General features: G+C 69.9%; 19 protein-coding genes and 1 pseudogene. 8 read left to right on the forward strand and 12 right to left on the reverse strand.

All coding sequences use genetic code 11. The features are described from left to right. Positions 1-36: 36 nt before the first annotated feature. Positions 37-633, forward strand: a complete 597-nt coding sequence (locus AC3IX6_RS38655) for a hypothetical protein (protein ID WP_489367979.1) — start codon at positions 37-39, stop codon at positions 631-633. Between the two features lie 137 nt (positions 634-770). Here AC3IX6_RS38655 and AC3IX6_RS38660 read toward each other — a convergent pair whose 3' ends face one another. The 5 genes from AC3IX6_RS38660 to AC3IX6_RS38680 form a co-directional block, all read right to left on the reverse strand. Beyond that, the gene (locus AC3IX6_RS38660; RefSeq protein WP_489367980.1) at positions 771-1,796 is read right to left on the reverse strand and encodes a phytase; all 1,026 of its coding nucleotides are present in this window, start codon (positions 1,794-1,796) and stop codon (positions 771-773) included. Positions 1,797-1,945: 149 nt separating this feature from the next. Further along, entirely contained in the window at positions 1,946-2,218 is a 273-nt protein-coding gene (locus tag AC3IX6_RS38665; RefSeq protein ID WP_489367981.1) for a hypothetical protein, read from the reverse strand. A gap of 60 nt (positions 2,219-2,278) precedes the next feature. Next, positions 2,279-3,931, reverse strand: coding sequence for an ABC-F family ATP-binding cassette domain-containing protein (locus AC3IX6_RS38670; protein ID WP_489367982.1), 1,653 nt, complete (start codon positions 3,929-3,931; stop codon positions 2,279-2,281). Between the two features lie 47 nt (positions 3,932-3,978). Continuing rightward, positions 3,979-4,482 (reverse strand): hypothetical protein, encoded by a 504-nt coding sequence (locus tag AC3IX6_RS38675; RefSeq protein ID WP_489367983.1) that lies wholly within the window; start codon positions 4,480-4,482, stop codon positions 3,979-3,981. A 205-nt stretch (positions 4,483-4,687) separates the two neighbouring features. Next, positions 4,688-5,539: a LysR family transcriptional regulator gene (locus AC3IX6_RS38680; protein ID WP_489367984.1), complete on the reverse strand. Its 852-nt coding sequence runs from the start codon at positions 5,537-5,539 to the stop codon at positions 4,688-4,690. 94 nt (positions 5,540-5,633) lie between these two features. Here AC3IX6_RS38680 and AC3IX6_RS38685 point away from each other — a divergent pair, with 94 nt between their 5' ends. Continuing rightward, the gene (locus tag AC3IX6_RS38685; protein WP_489367985.1) at positions 5,634-6,365 is read left to right on the forward strand and encodes an SDR family NAD(P)-dependent oxidoreductase; all 732 of its coding nucleotides are present in this window, start codon (positions 5,634-5,636) and stop codon (positions 6,363-6,365) included. Between the two features lie 71 nt (positions 6,366-6,436). Here AC3IX6_RS38685 and AC3IX6_RS38690 read toward each other — a convergent pair. From AC3IX6_RS38690 to AC3IX6_RS38700, 3 genes and pseudogenes are all read right to left on the reverse strand, one after another. After that, positions 6,437-6,841 (reverse strand): annotated as a pseudogene (locus tag AC3IX6_RS38690) (trypsin-like serine protease); the annotation flags it as partial. 204 nt (positions 6,842-7,045) lie between these two features. Continuing rightward, positions 7,046-8,557 carry an FG-GAP-like repeat-containing protein gene (locus AC3IX6_RS38695; RefSeq protein WP_489367986.1) on the reverse strand — a complete coding sequence of 504 codons (1,512 nt, stop codon included), beginning with the start codon at positions 8,555-8,557 and terminating at the stop codon, positions 7,046-7,048. Between the two features lie 104 nt (positions 8,558-8,661). Further along, a complete protein-coding gene (locus tag AC3IX6_RS38700; RefSeq protein WP_489367987.1) occupies positions 8,662-9,168 on the reverse strand; it encodes a hypothetical protein in 507 nt (168 codons plus the stop codon). A 356-nt stretch (positions 9,169-9,524) separates the two neighbouring features. Here AC3IX6_RS38700 and AC3IX6_RS38705 point away from each other — a divergent pair, with 356 nt between their 5' ends. Beyond that, a complete protein-coding gene (locus AC3IX6_RS38705; protein WP_489367988.1) occupies positions 9,525-13,469 on the forward strand; it encodes a polymorphic toxin-type HINT domain-containing protein in 3,945 nt (1,314 codons plus the stop codon). Next, positions 13,466-13,861, forward strand: coding sequence for a hypothetical protein (locus AC3IX6_RS38710; protein ID WP_489367989.1), 396 nt, complete (start codon positions 13,466-13,468; stop codon positions 13,859-13,861). The genes AC3IX6_RS38705 and AC3IX6_RS38710 overlap by 4 nt, the downstream gene beginning before the upstream one ends. Before the next feature lie 86 nt (positions 13,862-13,947). Here AC3IX6_RS38710 and AC3IX6_RS38715 read toward each other — a convergent pair whose 3' ends face one another. Continuing rightward, a complete protein-coding gene (locus tag AC3IX6_RS38715; protein ID WP_489367990.1) occupies positions 13,948-14,640 on the reverse strand; it encodes an SDR family oxidoreductase in 693 nt (230 codons plus the stop codon). A 115-nt stretch (positions 14,641-14,755) separates the two neighbouring features. On the opposite strand from AC3IX6_RS38715, the gene AC3IX6_RS38720 reads away from it, so the two are divergent. Further along, positions 14,756-15,316, forward strand: a complete 561-nt coding sequence (locus AC3IX6_RS38720; RefSeq protein WP_489367991.1) for a TetR/AcrR family transcriptional regulator — start codon at positions 14,756-14,758, stop codon at positions 15,314-15,316. A 203-nt stretch (positions 15,317-15,519) separates the two neighbouring features. Next, positions 15,520-15,729, forward strand: a complete 210-nt coding sequence (locus AC3IX6_RS38725; RefSeq protein WP_489367992.1) for a hypothetical protein — start codon at positions 15,520-15,522, stop codon at positions 15,727-15,729. A 213-nt stretch (positions 15,730-15,942) separates the two neighbouring features. On the opposite strand, the gene AC3IX6_RS38730 is transcribed toward AC3IX6_RS38725, so the two are convergent. Together AC3IX6_RS38730 and AC3IX6_RS38735 are read right to left on the reverse strand one after the other, a co-directional pair. Then, a complete protein-coding gene (locus AC3IX6_RS38730; RefSeq protein WP_489371692.1) occupies positions 15,943-16,470 on the reverse strand; it encodes an NUDIX hydrolase family protein in 528 nt (175 codons plus the stop codon). 124 nt (positions 16,471-16,594) lie between these two features. Next, on the reverse strand, positions 16,595-17,335 hold the full coding sequence (locus AC3IX6_RS38735; protein ID WP_489367993.1) for a class I SAM-dependent methyltransferase: 741 nt from the start codon (positions 17,333-17,335) through the stop codon (positions 16,595-16,597). A gap of 287 nt (positions 17,336-17,622) precedes the next feature. Here AC3IX6_RS38735 and AC3IX6_RS38740 point away from each other — a divergent pair, with 287 nt between their 5' ends. Together AC3IX6_RS38740 and AC3IX6_RS38745 are read left to right on the forward strand one after the other, a co-directional pair. Continuing rightward, the gene (locus tag AC3IX6_RS38740) at positions 17,623-17,928 is read left to right on the forward strand and encodes a hypothetical protein (protein ID WP_489367994.1); all 306 of its coding nucleotides are present in this window, start codon (positions 17,623-17,625) and stop codon (positions 17,926-17,928) included. A 17-nt stretch (positions 17,929-17,945) separates the two neighbouring features. Beyond that, on the forward strand, positions 17,946-18,122 hold the full coding sequence (locus AC3IX6_RS38745) for a hypothetical protein (protein ID WP_489367995.1): 177 nt from the start codon (positions 17,946-17,948) through the stop codon (positions 18,120-18,122). Here AC3IX6_RS38745 and AC3IX6_RS38750 read toward each other — a convergent pair. Then, on the reverse strand, positions 18,116-18,406 hold the full coding sequence (locus AC3IX6_RS38750; protein ID WP_489367996.1) for a hypothetical protein: 291 nt from the start codon (positions 18,404-18,406) through the stop codon (positions 18,116-18,118). The two genes, AC3IX6_RS38745 and AC3IX6_RS38750, sit on opposite strands and share 7 nt — an antisense overlap. Positions 18,407-18,585 lie beyond the last annotated feature (179 nt).

Genomic DNA, 18,585 nt, shown 5'->3' on the forward strand with positions numbered 1-18,585 from the left:
CGAGGCTGCCGGCGTCCCCGTACGGGGGTGGTGGGCATGGAGGGGAAAGAACCTCGGGCACGTACGGGTGGCGCTCTGTTCGTGGTGCTCGCGGCGTCCGTCGTGTACGGCTGGGCCTGGTGGTCCTTGGGCGGAGCGGCCGCGCCGTCGATGACGGCCGCCGTCGCCGTTGGTGCGGTCATGCTCGTGGCCGCCTGGGTCGCGTATCTCAGGCTCGTTCAGGGCAGTGCCGGCGTCTTCGGGGCGATCTTGCTGGTGCTGGGGCTGTTGACGCTGGTGGCCCTGGCCGACCGGATGGCCGTGCGTGGGGCGGTCGCCGACTGCGTCGTCACCGAGGTGGACGAGAAGACCCAGGGTTCCTCGGGTGAGGGCGCCCCTCCGCCCAGGACGGTCTACCGCCACGTGCTGAGTTGCCCCGACGGCTACCCGAGCGAGCTCAAGGGCGACCGCCGGCTGGCATCCGAGGGCGGACGGATCCAGGTCTCCTACGACCCGCGCCGCAGGGTCTCTCCGGAAGTGGAGGACTCAGGGACGCCGTGGGCGCCGCTGCTCCTCGCGCTGGCCTTGCTGGGCAGTGCGGCGGCCCTCGCCGGCCGGCGGCCCGCCTCGCAGGAGGGCCCGCAGAAGCGCTGACCGTGCGGCCGACCGCTACGGCGCACCAGGACCCGCCGAGGGGCCGCGGGCTGGGCCCTCCGGCCGTCTTTCCGCGTCCGTACCGGAGGACCGCCCGGGCTGCGCGTGTGCTGCCCGGGCCTGGGGTTCACCGGTGCTCAGGCGAAGTGCGCGGTGATGAGCTGGAGCGGGACGAACTTGAAGTTCTGGTTCCCACTGCTGCCGGGGGTCCCGTTGGAGCCGTCCTGGCAGATGAAGACGCCCTGGGGGAAGGCGGGGCCGAGGTTGGCCGCGGTGGCGTCGATGCCGTCGGTGTCCTCGCAGTCGTCGGCCGCGGTGCCGTTGGCGACGGAGAAGCGGCCGAGGTAGGCGCGGGTGGTGCGGTCATAGACGGTGAAGTCGTTGCTGCCCTGGGAGGAGACGTAGATCCGGTTGCCCGCAGCGGCGATGCCCTCGGCGTCGGCGGTGATGTGGCCGCCGGATCCGGTGGAGTCGAGCTTGGTGCGGGAGGTGCCGGCGGTGGGCTCGGCGCCGTACACCCAGACGCCGACGTCCTCCTCGCCGAGGTAGAGCTTTCCGGTGCTCGCGTCGGCGTAGCAGCCCTCGACGGCGGAACCCGCGTCCCACAGGCGGACCGACGTCGCGTTCACGGTGTCGCCGTTCACGGCGAGCTCCCACTGCTCGACCCGGCCTGAGGTGGAGTTGGGGAAGGCGTACAGCTTCCCGGAGGCCGGGGACGTGTAGAGGCAGATGCCGTGGGCCGTGACCTCGGTCGGAACGTCCTTCAGGTGCTTGAGCTGTCGGCTCACGGGGTCGATGCGGTAGATGTGCATGGCGCCGTTGCCGCCCGCGGCCTCGTCGTCCGCGGAGACGACGATGTTGCCGCGCAGGTCGACGTTGTTGCCGTAGTCGCCGCTGATCCGCTGGATCCGGGTGCCGGACAGGTCGTAGACCTCCAGCGCGCCCTTCTTGTCCGTGGCGACGACCACGGACTTGGCGGGGTCGGTCGGGTGGACCCAGATCGCCGGGTCGTCGGCGGCGTCCCCGCTGTGCGAGACCGGCGTGGTCTCCACGCTCGCGTTGACGGAGACGGCCGCCGCGTGCGCGGGCGCGGCCGGGATGACCAGGGCGGCCAACGCGGCGGCGGGCAGGACGGCCGTACGGACAGAAGCGGTGAAGGACACCGGGTTTCCCTTCCACTGCGAATGCTGGACAGGGGGAGGGTAGGGAGGCATTGCGTGCTGGGCGTGAACAGGAGCTGAACCTGTTGCTGCCGCGCGCCTTACCCGGCTCGGCGGCCACGCCCCCGACCGAGGTCGGGGGCGGAAGCCCGTCAGCCGACCAGGCGGGTCTTGACCAGGTACTCGGCTTGCTCGGACAGCTCCGCGCGCCGAGCGTGTTCGCCGGTGGCCTCGATTTCCCTGCGCAGGGCGAGTTCCGTACGCAGCACCGTCGTTCTCGGGACAGGCACCCGCTGGCCGGGCTTCTCCGTGAACTGCTGCAGTTCGCCCGCGAGCGCGTGCGCATCGTCGGACGTACCGCGGCGGAGTGAGAGGAACACGCGGGCGAGCCAGTCGGCGGAGATCTGCACCATGAAATCGGTCATGCTGGTGCAACGACGTGGGCGCTCCACCGTGGCGCGCAACCGCCCACCCGGCGGAGTGCCTCAGCGAACGATGAACTGCCGCGGGCCCTCACCAGGTCGGTGCCTCCGGCCACCGTGGAGCTCCAGCCGCACCCCGTGGAACCGTTCGCCGAAGCCGCGGTCGTGCGAGACCGCGACCACTGCACCCGGATAGGCGGCGAGTGCTTCCTCCAGGTCCTCGACCAGGTCGAGCGCGAGGTGGTTCGTCGGCTCGTCGAGGACGAGGAGGTCCGCCGGACGGGTGACGAGGCGCGCGAGCTGCAGACGCCGCTGCTGGCCGGCCGACAGCGCCGTGACCTCGACGTGCAGGTCCTCCTCGCGGAACAGGCCCAGTGTGAGGAGCTGCTCGGCGTACTCCTGCGGCAGCCCGGGCCGCCCGGCCGCGAAGGCGGCGAGCAGGGGGAGCCGTGTGGGGCGCGTCGGCAGCTCCTGCGGCAGGTACCCGATCCGGGCAGGGCGGCGCACCGCCCCCGCATCCGGTTCCAGGTCGCCCGCCAGGAGGCGCAGCAGTGTCGTCTTGCCCGCCCCGTTCTCGCCGGTGACCAGCAGCCGCTGCCCAGGCGCGATCGCCACCAGCCCGTCCAGGTGCAGCCGTTCGCCGACGGCTACGCCGCCCAGCTCCGCGAGCGGACGGTCGGCAGGATGCCCGTCGCCCGCCGTGGCCGGCGGCATCGTGAAACGCAGCGGTTTCGGCGGTGCGGCCACGGGATTGCGCTGCAGGTGCGCCAGCCGCTCCCGGACGGACCGTACCTGCCCGCCGAGCTTGGCCTCGTGCGAGCGACGGTGCTTGCCGAAGCCCTGCCCCGGGTCCTTGCCGGTGGCGGCCAGGCGCCTGCCGGCGGCTTCGAGCAGTTCCCCGGTACCGGCCACCTCCTCGAGCCAGTCGGCGTACTCCTGCTCTGCGCGGCGTCGGGCGGTCGCCTTCGCGGTGCGGTAGCCCGCCCAGCCATCGCCGTACCGGTGAACCGTGCGAGCGTCCTGGTCGACCTCCAGGATCGTGGTGGCGATGCGCTCCAGGAAGCCGCGGTCGTGGGTGACCGCGACGACCGTGCCGCGGTGCGCGCGCAGGTGCTCCTCCAGCCACCGCGCCGCGACCGCATCGAGATGGTTCGTCGGCTCGTCGAGGAGCAGCAGCCCGGGAGCGGCGGCCAGTACACAGGCGAGCGCGAGCCGTGACTGCTCACCCCCTGAGAGCGAGCCGAGTACACGCTCGCGGCCGATCCCGGCGAGCCCGAGTCCGTGCATGGAGGCGTCCACTCGGGCGTCCGCCGCGTACCCGCCGCGTTCCTCGAAAGCGACCGACAGATCGCCGTACGCGGCGAGTTCTTCCTCCGAGGCCGTGCCGAGACGCTCCTCGGCGGTACGCAGCGAGCGCTCCATGCCGCGCAGTTCGGCCAGCGCGAGATCGACGGCATCCTGCACGGTGCAGTCCGCGTCGAGATCGAGGGTCTGGGCGAGATGACCGGTGCCTCCGGGGAAGCTGGCGGTGATCGCCCCGGCGTCCGGGGCTTCGGCCGCGGCGAGCAGCCGCAGCAGGGTGGACCTACCCGAGCCGTTCTCACCGATGACGGCGGCCTTCTCGCCCGGGCGGACGGTGAACGAGACCTGGTCGAGAACGGTCCGGGTGCCGTAGGACTTGGTGACGAGTAGAAAGCCATACCCCCACCACAGCAAGACGATGCGTCTCGTCTAGCATGTGGCTCCGCCGCGGGCCACCGGGCTCACGCGTGTGTCCACTCCCGCAGGAGGGCTTCGCGCTCGCGCGGTTTCGGTGTGCCACCTCCGCGCTCCCGGCTCCAGGCCGTGAGGGTTCCGAGGTCCGCCGTGCCCTCCCGAAGGTGGGCCAGGAGGTGCTGGGACAGGACGATCTCCCGCGAGCCGTAGCCCATGGTCGCCGCCGACACCGGTACCTCCTCCGTCCCGTCCTCCGTCTCCAGGACCAGGAACATCTGTGGCGGCTCCTCGTCCCCATAGCTGGACGAAACCGTGACCACCGCTTCGAGCACCGCTGCCAGGAAGCGGCCTACGCCCCGTGCGTCGCCCTGGGCGGGTACGGCCTCCATGCACGCGGAGCGCAGGACCGACCACGGCCATGTCCGGATGCGGTCCGGGCCCCGCGCCTGCACCCCTTCGGAGGTGATGCGGACGCAGTGCCCCTCTGCATTCGGCGGGGAACCCACGTACACGGAATCCTCGGTGATCCAGAACAGTCCGACCATCGCCACGGCTGACTCCCTGATGTCCAGGCCCGTCCGTCCCGAGCTCCTGCGATCGTTTTCCGGCACCCGTCGGAGCCTGGTCCCAGTAGGCCCCACCCCGCCCGGCGGGGCATGCCCCTGGATCTCGGGGCTTGACGGTCAGCGGGACAAGCCCCTCCGCCCGCTCCGTGAGCCGGGCCGCGATGGGCGGAACCCGGCCGGCGTGTGGGGACTACTGGAGACGCGTCGCAGTACGGACAAGGTCGGCGACGGCCGTGGAGCGGCTGTGCGGGGGCCAGGCGATGACGGTGGTGACTGCCGGCGCGTCCAGCACGGGCACGGCGGCGAGGTCACCGTGCAGCTGGGCTCGGCAGGACTCCGGTGTGACCGCGCACGCGCGGCCGAGCGCGACGAGCTGCAACAGCTGTGTTTGGTCGCGGACTTGCGGACCGGGGCCGGGCGGGTAGGTGCCGTCGGGGTCGGGCCAGCGGGGGAGGGGCAGGTCCGGCAGCCCGCTGATGTCGGCCATGAGCACATGAGTCCGGACGGTGAGCGGATGCCCGGCCGGCAGGACCGCGACCTGGCCCTCCGTGCTGAGGTCTTCGGTGTGGAACCCGGTCGTCGAGTCGAACGGCCGGTGCAGCAGCGCCACGTCGGCCCGGCCTTCGCGCAGGAGTCGTTCCTGCTCGGCCGGACCGCACAGGATGACCTCGACGGGGACCGAGCCGGGTTCGGCGGCGTACGCGTCGAGCAGTTTGGCCAGCAGTTCTCTGGACGCACTGGCCTTCGTGACCAGGGTCAGGCCCGGACGGCCGGTCACGGAACGGCCTGCGCGGCGAGTCCGGCGCTCGGCGGCGTCGACCGCGTCGAGAGCCGCTCGGCCCTCGACCAAGAGCACCGAGCCGGCCTCGGTCAGCGTGACGGTGCGGCTGGTGCGATCCAGCAGCTGCGCCCCGAGTCGGCGTTCGAGTTGCTGGATCGCCCGCGACAGGGGCGGTTGCGCGATCCCGAGCCGCTGCGCGGCGCGCCCGAAATGCAGCTCCTCAGCGACGGCGATGAAATACCGCAGTTCCCGGGTCTCCACGCGGACACGCTACTCCAGATCAATACCCGGACGGTATCGTTGCCCACCCGATCGGTCTTGGACCCCCACCGGGACCCGCGGGCAGCATGGCCCTATGAGCGAACGAACGATTGCGCTGGTCACCGGCGCGAACAAGGGAATCGGCTATGAAGTCGCCGCGGGCCTGGGCGCTCTCGGCTGGAGCGTCGGCGTCGGCGCTCGCGACGATCAGCGCCGTGAGGCCGCCGTGGCGCGACTGCGCGCGGCTGGCGTCGACGCGTTCGGCGTGCCCTTGGACGTGACCGACGACGCGAGCGCCACCGCCGCCGCACGGCTGATCGAGGAACGGGCGGGGCGTCTCGACGTGCTCGTCAACAACGCCGCCATCACCGGCGGCATGCCGCAGGAGCCCACCCGGGTTGATCCCGCCATCATCCGGACGGTCGTGGAGACCAACGTGATCGGCGTCATCCGCGTCACCAACGCGATGCTTCCTCTGCTGCGCCGCTCCGCCTCCCCGCGGATCGTGAACATGTCCAGCAGTGTCGGCTCCCTCGCCCGGCAGTCGGGAACCGCCGGCGAGCAGACGACCGGTCCGGTGGCCGCGGCGTACGCGCCGTCGAAGACGTTCCTGAACGCCGTCACCCTCCAGTACGCCCGGGAGCTGAGCGGCACGAACATCCTGATCAACGCCGGCTGCCCCGGCTATGTCGCGACCGACCTGAACGGCTTCCGCGGTGTGCGCACCCCCGAACAGGGCGCGGCGATCGCCGTCAAACTTGCGACCCTGCCCGACGGCGGCCCGACCGGTAGGTTCTTCGATGACGCCGGCGTAGTGCCCTGGTGATGTGCACGGCGGTCATCAGCCGCCGGTTGACCGAAGGTACGTTCCACCGCAACGCTCCGGCCCCCGCTGGACCGACGTGTCCAGCGGGGGCCCAGGCGCACAAGCTCATCGCCGTCAGCTCCCGCGGCAGGCTGCGCGGCGGCGAGCTTGATGGGGGTGATGCTGCCCGTGACCGGCTTGGACAGCTTGGCGAGCGAGACGCCGCGGTCAGCGTGCGGTTGGACGTTGATCACATCGAACGTGGTCGTGCCCGCGCCGATCCTCGCCGTGGTCTTCAGCGCCGGCTTCCCCGCCACGACCGCCGCGCCGGGGGTCTTCGCGAAGCAGCTCGTCGCGGTCAGGACCCGGCTAGGGTCGACGAGAACATCGGAACAGGCGCGGCTGTTGGCCTCGTCGCCGATGGTGAGCTTGGCGGTGTGGACATCCGTTGCCGTGTGCGCAGACCGCCAGGTCGGCAGCTCGCTGCGCCAGGGCACACTGCCGGCCCTTCTTGCTGCAGACGGCGGCTCGGGATCGTCGAGCTCGGGAGGCCATGCCGGTAGGTCAAGGAGGCTCGGCTCAGAGGTGCCAGCGAGGTGCTGTTGCCGGGGTCGCCCTTGACTGAGAGGGTCCCGTGGCTGCCGGACCCGGGGCGACTCTCCCGGGTCCGGCAGCCGAATGCTTCTATGGCGGCGTGTGGGTCAGCTGAGGTGGAGCATCGTCTTCCAGCTGGTGCCGCCCATCATGTCGATGCCGTCCGTGATGCCGCCCTTGCCGTCGCCCTTGTAGAGGTGCAGGCTGCCGTCGGTCCAGATGGCCATGAGGTCGGCGATGCCGTCGGCGTTGAAGTCGCCGGCGGTCATGTGCCTGACCGTGCCCCAGGTGCTGCCGCCGAGCGGGACCGCGACTCCGTCGCCGATCTGGCCGGTGCCGTCACCGGGGTAGTAGTGCAGGGTGCCGTCGGTCCAGACGGCCATGAGGTCGGCGATGCCGTCACCGTTGAAGTCGCCGGCGGGCAGCTGCTTCACGGTGCCCCAGGTGCTGCCGCCGGTGGTCACCGTGACCGCGGACGCGAGCTGGCCGTCGCCCTTGCCCTTGTAGAGGTGCAGGGTGCCGTCGGTCCACACGGCCATGAGGTCGGCGATCCCGTCACCGGTGAAGTCGCCGGCCGTGAACTGCTTGATGGGTCCCCAACTGCTGGCGCCCTCGGTGACGGTGACTCCGTCGGTGATCTTGCCCTTGCCGTCACCCTTGTAGAGGTGCAGGGTGCCGTCGTTCCAGACGGACATCAGGTCTGAGATGCCGTCACCGTTGAAGTCGCCGGCCGCGAGCTGCTTGGCGGTGGCCCAGGTGGTGCCGCCGAGCTGCGCGACGCTGGTGCCGGCCAGGCCCTTGGCCTTGTCCCCGGGGTAGAGGTAGAGATTGCCGTCGCCCCAGATCGCCGCGAGGTCGGCAACACCGTCGTTGTTCATGTCGCCCGGGGCGTGGAAGGCGGTCTTGCGGACCCAGTCCTGGAGGCCGTCCGCGCGCGAGGCGATGGCGCCGGTGCGGGTCTCCGTGGCGGGGGTGCCCAGGCAGCCGCCCTGCCAGGACCGGTTGTTGATGCCGGCCAGCTCGCCGTTGCCGTTGACCAGCGGGCCACCGGTGTCGCCCTTGCAGATGGAGTCGGTGCCCTTGCCGGCAAGAGCCAGCGTCGTGGCGTCCGCGGAGGCGACGCCGAAGGCGGCGGTGTGAACCTTCGACTGCACCCAGGCGGTCTTCGTACGTCCGAACCCGGCCGCCGTCACCGCCGCGTTCACGGCAGGCTGCGCAGCGGCGATCTTGATGGGGGCCACGCCGGTGATGGGCCTGGACAGCCGGGCCAGCACCACATCACGGTCGGCGCGCGGCACGATCTTGACCACGTCGAGCGTGGTCGTGCCGATCTTGGCCGTGGTCTTCAGCGCCGGCTTCCCGGCCACGACCGCTGCGCCGGGGGTCTTCGCGAAGCAGCTCGTCGCGGTCAGGACCCAGTTGGCGTGGACGAGGACGGCGGAGCAGGCACGGCTGTTGGCCTCGTCGCCGATGTTGAGCTTGGCGGTGTAGGTGTACTGGCCGGCGGGCGCAGGGGTTCCGACCGAGGCCAGGGCCGCGCCGGCGGGCGCGAGCGCGGAGGCGACTGCGATGGTCAGGGCCGCGGCCGTCCACTTGGTGCGCGGAGGTATGTGGGACATGGGGCTTCCTGGTCTTCTGTGAGCTTCGAGGGAACGTGGGCGGCAGGCGCCATGGGGTGTCGTGCCGCGGCTGGCCGCAGGGCCGACTGGCCTTACGGCCGGGTTCAGCTGGTGACGCGGAGCTCGACCAGGACCGAGGGGGTGCCGGAGTCGCCGGCTTCACCGAAGGGCTTGTAGTCGTTGGCGGGTGCGTCGACGACCGTTTCCTGGCCGTCTGCGGTGATCTTGGCCTGGACCGGGTGGGCCTCGGTCCAGATCCCGAACGCGTCGGGGAGCTCGAGGGTGAGCCAGCCCTTGCTGCCGATGACGTCGAAGCAGAAGTTCTTCTGGGCGATGCGGGACTTGACCGTGATGTCAGGGGTCCCGGCGGCGCAGTCGACGAAGACGATGTTGCCGTCGCCGCGCTTGAGGGTGATCTTCTGCTCGGCCAGGATGCGGGCCGCGTCCGGGTAGGAGAAGTCCTCGACGGTGAGGGGCATCTCGGTCGCCGAGACGGCGGCGGGGGCCTGGGGGCCCGCATGCGCGACGCCCAGGCTCGCGATCCCGGCGAGGGCGGCCGTCGCGCCGACGAGACCGGTGAGGAGTGCCTTGCGGGCACGTGATATCGCCACGATTTTCCTTCGTACATGGTGGCGGGAGGCTGCGATACCCCCCGGTAAGTTAGCGCAAGTAAAGCACATGTAAGATCTTGGCAGTTTCCCAACCCCCGGTCGTATCGGGCCTTTTGGGGTACTTCATCGACCAAAATCGGACAGACTGCCACTTTCTTCGCTACCTCAGAGCGCCTCGCCGCGACGTCGTCGGCTGGAGTGCGCCTTTGCATGTCCATGCAAAAGCGAAGACATCATGGAGACAGGGGGAAAGCCGTATGCGACGGCGAACGCATATATCCGGGGCCGTGGGCTCCGTCACACCGCCCGGAAGTGTGAGAAGGGCGCTCGGCCGCTTCTGCGGTGTCGCGTTGCCCATGGCGCTGACCGTGAGCCTGCTGGGAGCCGCGCCTGCCGGTGCTGCGGACTGGGACGGTACGGACGAGCCTTCGTCTGACCGCTCGTATGTCGTGCAGGCTTGGAAGCACGGCGGCGCCGGAATCCAGGCAGCGGCACAGAAGGCCCTGTTGGGGACCGACGGCGACGTCAAGGCGTTCCTCGCCGAGATGCCGACGATCCAGTACGACGACGACTACATCGACGCCAGCCGGATCTTCCGCACGGGTGGTCCGGCGGTCCGTGCATCCGGGAAGACAGCTCTCAAGGGCACTCCCGAGGAACTTCAGGAGTTCATGCGCAACGGCTGGCAGAAGCCGTTGGCCGAGGACCGCGAGGTCGAGGCGTCGCAGGTCATCAACTTCGGTGGTCCGGGTGTCAAGGAGGCGGGCAAGGCCGCGCTCAAGGCCGGTCCCGACGCCGTTGCGAAGTTTCTGGAGTCGGGCCAGTACGAGGCACGGGAGGTCGACAACGAGGTCGCGGTCTCGAAGCTGATCAATTCCGGTGGCCCGAACGTGAAGCTCGCGGGCAAGAACGCCCTGCGGGGTTCGGCGGATGACATCGCGGAGTTCCTGGAGGTAGGGCAGTTCGTCGCCCGGAACCGGGACCAGGAGCACGCGACGATCGCGCAGCTGACCGAGCAGGCCAAGCAGGCCGGGATCCAGACGGAAGCGGCGACGAAGAAGGCGGAGGCGGCATCAGCCAAGGCTGTCGATGCTGCCGACAATGCCAGGATCGCCGCGCTGAAGGCGGCCAAGGAGACGGAGGCGGCCGGGAAGGACGCCGGCCGGGCCGCCTACAAGTCGAAGCAGGCCGCGCAGTCGGCGCGTGAGGCCTCGGCCGCGGCCCAGCTGGCGATCGGTTCGGCGAACGCGGCGAACCGTGCGGCCCGCACCGCTGCCCTGGCTGCCGCGCAGACCGCGAATGCTGCTTCCCTGGCGGCGACCGCGGCGAACAATGCCTACAACTCCGCGATCGCCGCAGCTGGTGACGCGACCAAGGCGGAGGCGGCCAACCGTGCCGCCAAGGACGCGCGAGATGCTGCGCTGTTGACGCGGGCGTCGGCGGATGCCGCGCAGAAGGCGGGTGAGGCTTCGCTGGCCGCGGGCATAGCCGCGGATGGTGCTCGCAGTGCGGGTAACCACGCGAACGCAGCGGCGACGTCGGCCGAGGATGCCAACCGGTATGCCGAGGCGGCCGGTGTGTTCTCCGCTGAGACCCGCAACGCGGCCGCTGAGGCCCGCCGGCACGCGAATGCCGCGAACCGTGCGGCGAACAACGCCGGGGCGCTCGCCCGCCGCGCGGCCCAGCAGGCCTTCGACGCCCGCGACGCGGCACGCTCCGCCGCGATCCACGCGGAGAAGGCGGCCGCGGCCGCCGAGCTCGCCGCGAAGTACGCGGGGGACGCGGCTCAAGCCGCAGCGGATGCCCGTACCTGGGCCGAAGCCGCGCGAGTCGCGGCGGAGACCGCGACGAAGGCGGTGAACACCGCCAAGCAGGTTCACCTGGTCGCTCTCGACGTCGAGAAGGAGGAGCTGACCTCACGGGCCGAAGCGGCTCTGGAGCGGGCCCGCTCGGAAAAGGAACAGACCCAGCGCCTGATCTCGGCTTCCGCCGAGGTCGCCCGCGACGCGCGCGCCCTGGACACCACGGCCCAGGCGCTGGCCGCCGAGGCGGCCAAGCCGAACGTGGACGTTGCGGCCACCGCGGCCAAGGGTCGCAAGTTCGCCCTGGACGCCTTCAACCTCCGCGGTCCCTGGAACCAGGAAGCGGCGGCGCGTGCCCTGGGCGGCACGGACGCCGAGGTCCTGGAGTATCTGCGGACCGGCTGGAAGAAGTCCGGTCTGGAAGAGAACCGCGACCGTGTCGTACAGCTGAGCGTGAGCAGTCCGTACGCCTCCGTGCGAGCGGGTGCCGTCACGGCTCTGAAGGGCACCCCTGAGCAGATCTCCGACTTCTACACCACCGGCCAGTACGCGGTGGGCGCGGACGACCTCGCGGTCGCCGTGTCCAAGGTGAACAACGACGGCGGCGCGAGCGTCAAGAGGGATGCCAAGGCCGCCCTGGCCGATGGATCCGGCAAGGCGCTGGCCACGTTCCTGGAGGTCGGCCAGTACGGTGCCCGGCTGAGTGATGAAGAAGTCGTTGTCTCTGCTCTGGCCAACAAGAAGGATGCGGACGACGGTAGCGAGACCAACGCCGAGCTGAGGGCCGCTGCGAAGGCAGCCCTGGCGGGTACACCCGCGAAGCTTCACGAGTTCGTCGTCTCGGGCCAGTACGCGGCGGCCCGCAAGGATGACCTGACCGATCACCACCGCTTCCAGATCAGCCGGATGCTCTCCGAGGGTGAGATCATCTCGGCCAATGCCCAGGCCAGCCGCTGGCGTGCCGCCGAGGCTGCGGCCCGAGCCAACAAGGCTGAGGCCGACGCCAAGAAGTGGGCGGCCGAAGCCGACAAGTCCGTCGTCCTGGCCAACGGCTACGCCGCCGACGCCAAAAAGTCCGCCACTGCGGCCACCAAGAGCGCAGATCAGGCCAAGGCCTCGGCAGTCACCGCCCGCAACGCGGCGAACAGTGCCAACCGTGCGGCCGACGACGCCGAGGCGTCCGCCGCCCAGGCAGCCTTCTCCGCGAACTACGCCCGCGAATCGGCGCGCGAGGCGGACATCTCCGCAGCTCGTGCAAAGGAATCGGCCGTCCAGGCCGGCAAGAGCAAGGTCGAGGCAGAGGCAGCGGCCTCCCAGGCCTGGGCCGACGTCAAGGTGAAGCGCGAGGCGGAACTCGCCGAAGCGCAGCGCAAGGCCGAGGAGGCGCGCAAGCAGCAGGCAGAGGCCGAGAAGAACAAGAAGAAGCCCTGCATCATCCCGTACAACCGTGACCACCTCCCGCCGTGCGCGCTGAACCGGGACGATTACGAGATCGTGATCGGCAAGCCCGACGCGGAACTTGCCAAGATCCTGGGTAAGGTCGCGTGGGAGCTCTCCGGCGCCGCCGACATCGAGAAGTGCATCAAGGAGCCCTCGCTCGGCGGCTGCGTCATGGCCGCGGCCGGCGTCCTGCCGATCGGCAAGATAAAGATCGCCGGAAAGCTCTACGACGGCATCGAGAGCGTTGCCAAGGGCACGAAGTACGGCAAGCTCCCGCCGTGCCTGAAGCCGACGAACAGCTTCCCGGCCGGTACACCCGTATTGATGGGTGACGGGACCACTCGCCGGATCGAGCAGGTCAAGACCGGCGACGAGGTTCTTGCCACTGACCCGAACACGGGTGTCACCGGTTCGCGCCGGGTCGACGCGACGATCTACACCCCGGACGACCGCGAGTTCACCGACATCACCCTCGCTCCGAATGACGGCGGCGGTTCGCTCACTGCGACCAGCCACCATCCGCTCTGGTCCGAGAGTGCCAGGGCGTGGAAGGTTGCGGCCGACCTCACCCCGCAGGACACCCTGCGCACGCCCGAGGGCAGCACAGCGGAGATCGGCAACGTCCGCCATTGGACGGGACTCGCCCCCGCATACAACCTCACGGTGAACGACCTCCACACCTACTACGTCCTGGCCGGCACGACTCCGGTCCTCGTGCACAACACGAGCTGCGGCCCGGAACTCAATATTGTGGAAGACCAGTTCGGCAAGAAGTGGGGCAAGCACTCCAAGGACTACGGAGCGCACCCCGGCGACCAGGCCGCCCGTCAGGCCTACCGTGACAAGATTGCCGACGTCCGCTCGAACCACGAGGACGTGCGGCAGGGCCCCTACAACCCCGACGGTGGCGGCTCCGATGACTACTTCTTCTACCGCAAGGGCGTGGATCTGGTGATCACCAAAGCCAACGGCGAGTTCGTTTCCCTCTTCCCCATGGACAAGGGTCTGAACAAGTGGTACTCGAATGCCACTCCGATGACCTGTAGCTGCAAGAAATGAGCGACCGGCAGATCTTCGCGCTCCAGGGCGTGACCCTTACGGCGGCCTACGCCCTGAGGTACCTGCCCGAGGGCGATGAATGGCGGGCGGAGGGGATCGAGCTGATCCTCGCGTCGGGCGGCTCCACGGTGCTGTGGAACGGCACCGATTGGACGCTGCAGATCTCGGCTGGTGGTTGGCCCGCACTGCCCGACTGGGCTTGGCCTCCCGAGGCCTGGGCATTCGAGCCGCTCGAAGGACTCGGTGGACCCGGCCTCGACGAGATCCTCACGGCCTCGCCGGTCTACAACGAAGTCGGCGAGCTGTACGGCGCCACGCTCGCCTTCCCCGACGGGACCCTCACGGTCGGCTCGGGTGACTTCATCAGCTGGAAGTTGGTCCGCAAGGACTGATCGCCCCTCGGTCACGCAAGACCCGAAGGCATAAGACGCCCTGCCCGCGCAACGCGCGGACAGGGCGTTTTCGATCCGGTGGGATCTCAGGCCGCGATCGGCTGCGGTGCGGCGGCGAGGCCCTGCTTGACCTGCCGGGTGAGCTCGTCGGCGACGATCTCCGCCAGACCCGCCTCGATGCCGTCCAGGGTCTGGGCGGCGACGTCGGCGGCGGAGACCTTCCGGTCGGCGGGGACGCCGGCGGCCATGTCGGTGTCCATGTAGCCCACGTGCAGGGCCGAGACCGCGATGCCCCGGGGTGCCAGCTCTTCGCGGGTCGCACCGGTCAGCGCCCAGGCGGCGGCCTTGGTGGTGGCGTAGGAGCCGAGGTGGGCCGGGTGCAGCCAGGACAGCACGGACAGGATGTTGAGCACGGTTCCACCGCCGTTGCCCTCGATGACGGGTGCGAAGGTCCGTGTGACGGTCAGGGGGCCGAAGAAGTTGGTCTCCATCTCCCGGCGCACCTCGTCCGGGTCGCTTCCGATCAGCGTCGCGCCGGTGGAGATGCCCGCATTGTTGATCAGCAGCGTCGCATCGGACGCGATGCGGGCGGCCTCCCGTACCGATTCCGGGTCCGTGACGTCCAGCCGCAGCGGGGTGACGCCGGGCAGGTCGACGGACTCCGGGCGGCGGGCCGCCGCGTACACCTTCGCGCCGCGCTCCACGAGCTGGGCGGCAAGGTGCCGCCCGAGGCCCCGGTTGGCGCCGGTGACGACCGCGACCGCGTTCTTCAGTTCCATGCCTGCTCCTCGACCTGGCGGGTGCCGTCCGACGGCCCGCGTAAATTAGATTATGGGTGCAATCTAAACACTGCTCTACGATAGATGCCAGTCGACATCCACATGGGAGGTGGCCATGGGCCGCGTGTCGCAGGCGCAGGCGGAGGAAAATCGCAGGCGGGTGGTGGACACCGCCTCCCGGCTCCTCAGGGAGCGGGGTACGCAGGTCAGCGTTGCCGACTTGATGAAGGCGGCCGGTCTGACACACGGCGCCTTCTACAAGCAGTTCGCCTCGAAGGAGGCGCTCGTGGCCGAGGCCACCGCCCAGGCCTTCGCCGAGCTCGCCCTGCGGCACACCGCCGGTCTGGAGCAGTATGACGGGCAGCGGGACGCCGCCCAGCAGGCGCTGATCGACGCCTACCTCTCCGTCGAGCACCGCGACGCCCCGGCGGACGGCTGCCCGGTCGCCGCGCTCGCCACCGACATGGCGCGGCAGGACGGGGGGCCCGAGGCCCAGCGCGTCTACGCCGAGGGGGCGGCCCGGTTCGCCGAATTCCTCGCCACCGACGATCAGGACGGGACCGCCCGTCTCTGCACCCTGCTGGGCGCACTGCTCCTGTCCCGGGCCACCAAGGGCTCGCAGCTCTCCGAGGCGGTCCTCACCTCGGCGCACGCCGCCTTGACGCGAACCGGCTGATCGGGGGTGGGGTCCGGAACTGGCCCATGTTCGCCCGTAACGACCACGGGCTTGGTGCTGGTCAGTACCAAGGGAGTCCTCACCGGTTGTTCTTGGCCTGGACGAAGATCCACTCGTTGACCGTGCTGCCGGTGTCGGCGGTCTGGTTCCGGCCCGGGTTCCACCTCAAGCTCGGAGACCGGCGAAGGCGTGGATCCGGATCTGTGCGCGATGGACACGACGATCCTCGGCGTCGCCTTCCCTTCCCGGTCGCAGTTCTCCAGCCCGGCGCGGTGGAGCGGCTGTGGATCGTGGAGGTGTACGCCCTGGCTCTGTCCGGTCTGCTCGTCACGGCGGGTGCGCTCGGTGACCGGTCGGGCCGCAAGCGACTCCTGATGACCGGCTTCGTGATCTTCTCGCTTGCCTCGCTGTGAGCGGTCTTCGCCACCGAGGCGCCGCGACGACGTAGCCGCCGGCCGCCCTGCCATGGCACCTGACGGGCCGTGGCCGACGTTGTGGAGATCCTGACCGGGCCGGGGCCGTGTAGGGCGCTCTTGGTGGAGCGCCGCGAGCGACTTCTTGCCGGTATCTGTGCAACCCGATCAGCCCCGGCCCGGGCGAGGTGTTACCGCGGTGGCGCGGTGCTCTCAGTAGGTGTGTCCCGTGTGCGCGAGCGCCTGCTTCAGCAGCACGCCGTGGCCGCCGGGCATTTCGTTGTGCACGGCGAGGTCGGCGGCCTCCTGGGGACTGAACCAGACCAGGTTCAGCGCGTCCTGCCGGGGCCGGCAGTCGCCGGCCACGGGGACGACGTAGGCCAGCGACACCGCGTGCTGGCGGGGGTCGTGATAGGCGGTGATGCCGGCAGTGGGGAAGTACTCGGCGACGGTGAAGGGCTGGAGCGATGCGGGGACACGGGGCAGAGCCACCGGCCCGAGGTCCTTCTCCAGATGACGCAACAGCGCGTCACGGACCCGCTCGTGGTGCAGGACGCGTCCGGAGACGAGGGCCCGGCTGACCGTTCCGTCCGGGCCCATGCGCAGCAACAGCCCGATGCCGGTGACTTCCCCGCTCTCGTCTACCCGCACAGGAACCGCTGTCACGTACAGGATCGGCATCTGGGCCCTGGCGACGTCGAGCTCATCCGTGGACAGCCAGCCGGGCGTGGTTTCGGTCATGTCAGACATTGCTTGATCCTACTTTCCAGATGCCGCAGCCGTAGGACCCACACCCGATTCACACGCGCAGGTCCCCATGGCCGGCCCGGCGAGGGGATGCCCTCACGTCCCGGCACGGCGGTACTTACGGTTTGTGGGTCACCCAGAGCAGTTCCGCCGGCCAGCGGTGTGCCCAGTCGGGCGGGTCGGTTTCGTTGTAGCCGTTGGGTGTTCCGAGTTCGGGCCGCGGCTCGATGAGGTCGTCGATGATGAGCCCCGCGCCGCGCAGGACCTTGACCCAGTCGCCGTAGGTGAGCTGATAGCTGGTCGCGCCGTTGCCTTCGGCGATGGTGTTCAGCCCAAAGTAGCTCTGCTGCAGCGTCGTGGTCACGCGGCTGGCGGCTTCGTCGTAGCAAGCTTCGAACCATGGGCTGGCGACGTTGAACACCAGGCGTCCGCCTCGGCGCAAGACGCGTGCGGCCTGCGGGACGGCCAGGTGCGGGGGCGCCCAGCTGAGCCCGCCGAAGTCGCAGGACACCAGGTCGAAGCTGTCGGCGGCGAAGGGGAGATGTTCGGCGGCACCTTGCACGAGCGGGTAGCGGGCCGCTCCCATCGCGCGGGCTGCTGCGGCGAGTTGAGCTTCGGACAGGTCGAGTCCGACCACGCTGGCTCCCTCGGTGGCGAGCGCCCTGGACCACTGGCCGGCGCCGCAGCCGAGTTCAAGGACGCGCTTGCCGGTGACGTCGCCCAGGGCGTGCAGGTGCGCGTCGGGGACGGAGTACATGCCCCACAGTCGGGGTGCGGCGCCGATCTGCGGGTCGTGCTCGTGCTGGTAGGCGCTGCTGATCTGGTTCCAGAGCCGCCGGTTGGCGGGGATGCTGTCCACGTGCCGACTCCAGCACTGCCTGCCGGGGGCGGTCAACACGATTAGCGCGCCGGCCGGCCCTCAGCGGGGGCGAAGGCGCTACTCGGCCACAGCGCTCAAGCATCCCGGCTTCGGGCCGTCGCACTCAGTTTTCGGCCACCGGTGTCGTGTCCCCGCTGGTCGGCGGGGGTGGTGAGGGACGTTCGGCGGATACCGAGGTGGAGGCCTCGGATCCATGCTCATGCCAACCGGGAGGTTTGTTCCGTTCCCGGTATGACCTGAGGGATGAAGTGAAGAAGATCAGAGTTGTGTCCGCGTTGGTACTCGCCGCCGTCGCGTTCGGTGCCGCTCCGGCGAACGCGGTGGATCCGCGGCAGGAGTACAACGTGTCCAAGTGCTGTTTCGACAAGCATGAGGCGAACAAGGCGAAGTACTGCAAGGCGCTCGAGGGCCGGCCGATGACGCAGGCGGCGAAGGACTGCTTGCTGCGGGCCGGTGTCGGGGGTGCTGCGGCACTGATCGTGGGCCGGGTCAACAAGAAGGTGGCCAGGGAGATCGCCGTGAACACCGTCGCGGCCGGGGTCACCGGCTGCATATCCTCCCTCCTCAAGTGAGACAGGACGCCGCACCCATGCTGCCCAGAATCATCATCGTCACCGTGGCGTTCACCGTGCTCGTACTCGTCAACCGGTTCCTGATCGGCCCGTACTGGGGTGAGCTCGCGGCGACCGCGGCCGTCGCCGCCGTCATGACGTACGCGCTGGGCAGGGTAGGCGGCCCGAAGCCCTCGGACCCCGCCCGCTACTGACCTTGTAGTCGTGGTGTCGTCAGGGTGGGGCGCTGGATGCCGAGGAGCCGGTCGCGGTGGACGCGGGCATCGGTGACGCGGTCCTCGCCGGTTAGATAGACGACGAGGTCGATGTGGCTGTCGTAGCGGTGCCTGGAGGCGGCGACCGCATGGTGGGCTTCACCGCAGCCAGAGAGCGTGTACCGGTCGCCCGGTTCCAGCAGCCACGCTCGTTCCTCGAAGACGCCGTGGATATCCGCATCCCGTGCTGCCGCGTGCGCGCGTATCTCGGGCAGGGTATACATCTGGCGGAAGGTCTCCTCCTCCGCCCACAGGCGCAGACAGGCGGGGCACTCCTGAGCCCCGGGGTCCGGTACGGCGGGCTGCCGTTCGCCGCAGTACGTCTGGCCGGTGGCACGGTTGCGGCGGAGGGCGGTGAAGCGGATCTCGACTGAGCGGGCTCTTGCGGGTCAGTGCCAGTAGG

It is taken from the genome of Streptomyces sp. GL_141, assembly GCF_057834385.1.

Excerpts from the sequence above, each read along its gene's own strand:
- AC3IX6_RS38655 (WP_489367979.1), top strand. The coding sequence starts at position 37 with ATGGAGGGGAAAGAACCTCGGGCACGTACGGGTGGCGCTCTGTTCGTG.
- AC3IX6_RS38750 (WP_489367996.1), bottom strand. The coding sequence starts at position 18,406 with ATGTATACCCTGCCCGAGATACGCGCGCACGCGGCAGCACGGGATGCG.
- AC3IX6_RS38665 (WP_489367981.1), bottom strand. The coding sequence starts at position 2,218 with ATGACCGATTTCATGGTGCAGATCTCCGCCGACTGGCTCGCCCGCGTG.
- AC3IX6_RS38710 (WP_489367989.1), top strand. The coding sequence starts at position 13,466 with ATGAGCGACCGGCAGATCTTCGCGCTCCAGGGCGTGACCCTTACGGCG.
- AC3IX6_RS38715 (WP_489367990.1), bottom strand. The coding sequence starts at position 14,640 with ATGGAACTGAAGAACGCGGTCGCGGTCGTCACCGGCGCCAACCGGGGC.
- AC3IX6_RS38745 (WP_489367995.1), top strand. The coding sequence starts at position 17,946 with ATGCTGCCCAGAATCATCATCGTCACCGTGGCGTTCACCGTGCTCGTA.
- AC3IX6_RS38695 (WP_489367986.1), bottom strand. The coding sequence starts at position 8,557 with ATGTCCCACATACCTCCGCGCACCAAGTGGACGGCCGCGGCCCTGACC.
- AC3IX6_RS38730 (WP_489371692.1), bottom strand. The coding sequence starts at position 16,470 with ATGACCGAAACCACGCCCGGCTGGCTGTCCACGGATGAGCTCGACGTC.
- AC3IX6_RS38705 (WP_489367988.1), top strand. The coding sequence starts at position 9,525 with ATGGCGCTGACCGTGAGCCTGCTGGGAGCCGCGCCTGCCGGTGCTGCG.
- AC3IX6_RS38685 (WP_489367985.1), top strand. The coding sequence starts at position 5,634 with ATGAGCGAACGAACGATTGCGCTGGTCACCGGCGCGAACAAGGGAATC.
- AC3IX6_RS38720 (WP_489367991.1), top strand. The coding sequence starts at position 14,756 with ATGGGCCGCGTGTCGCAGGCGCAGGCGGAGGAAAATCGCAGGCGGGTG.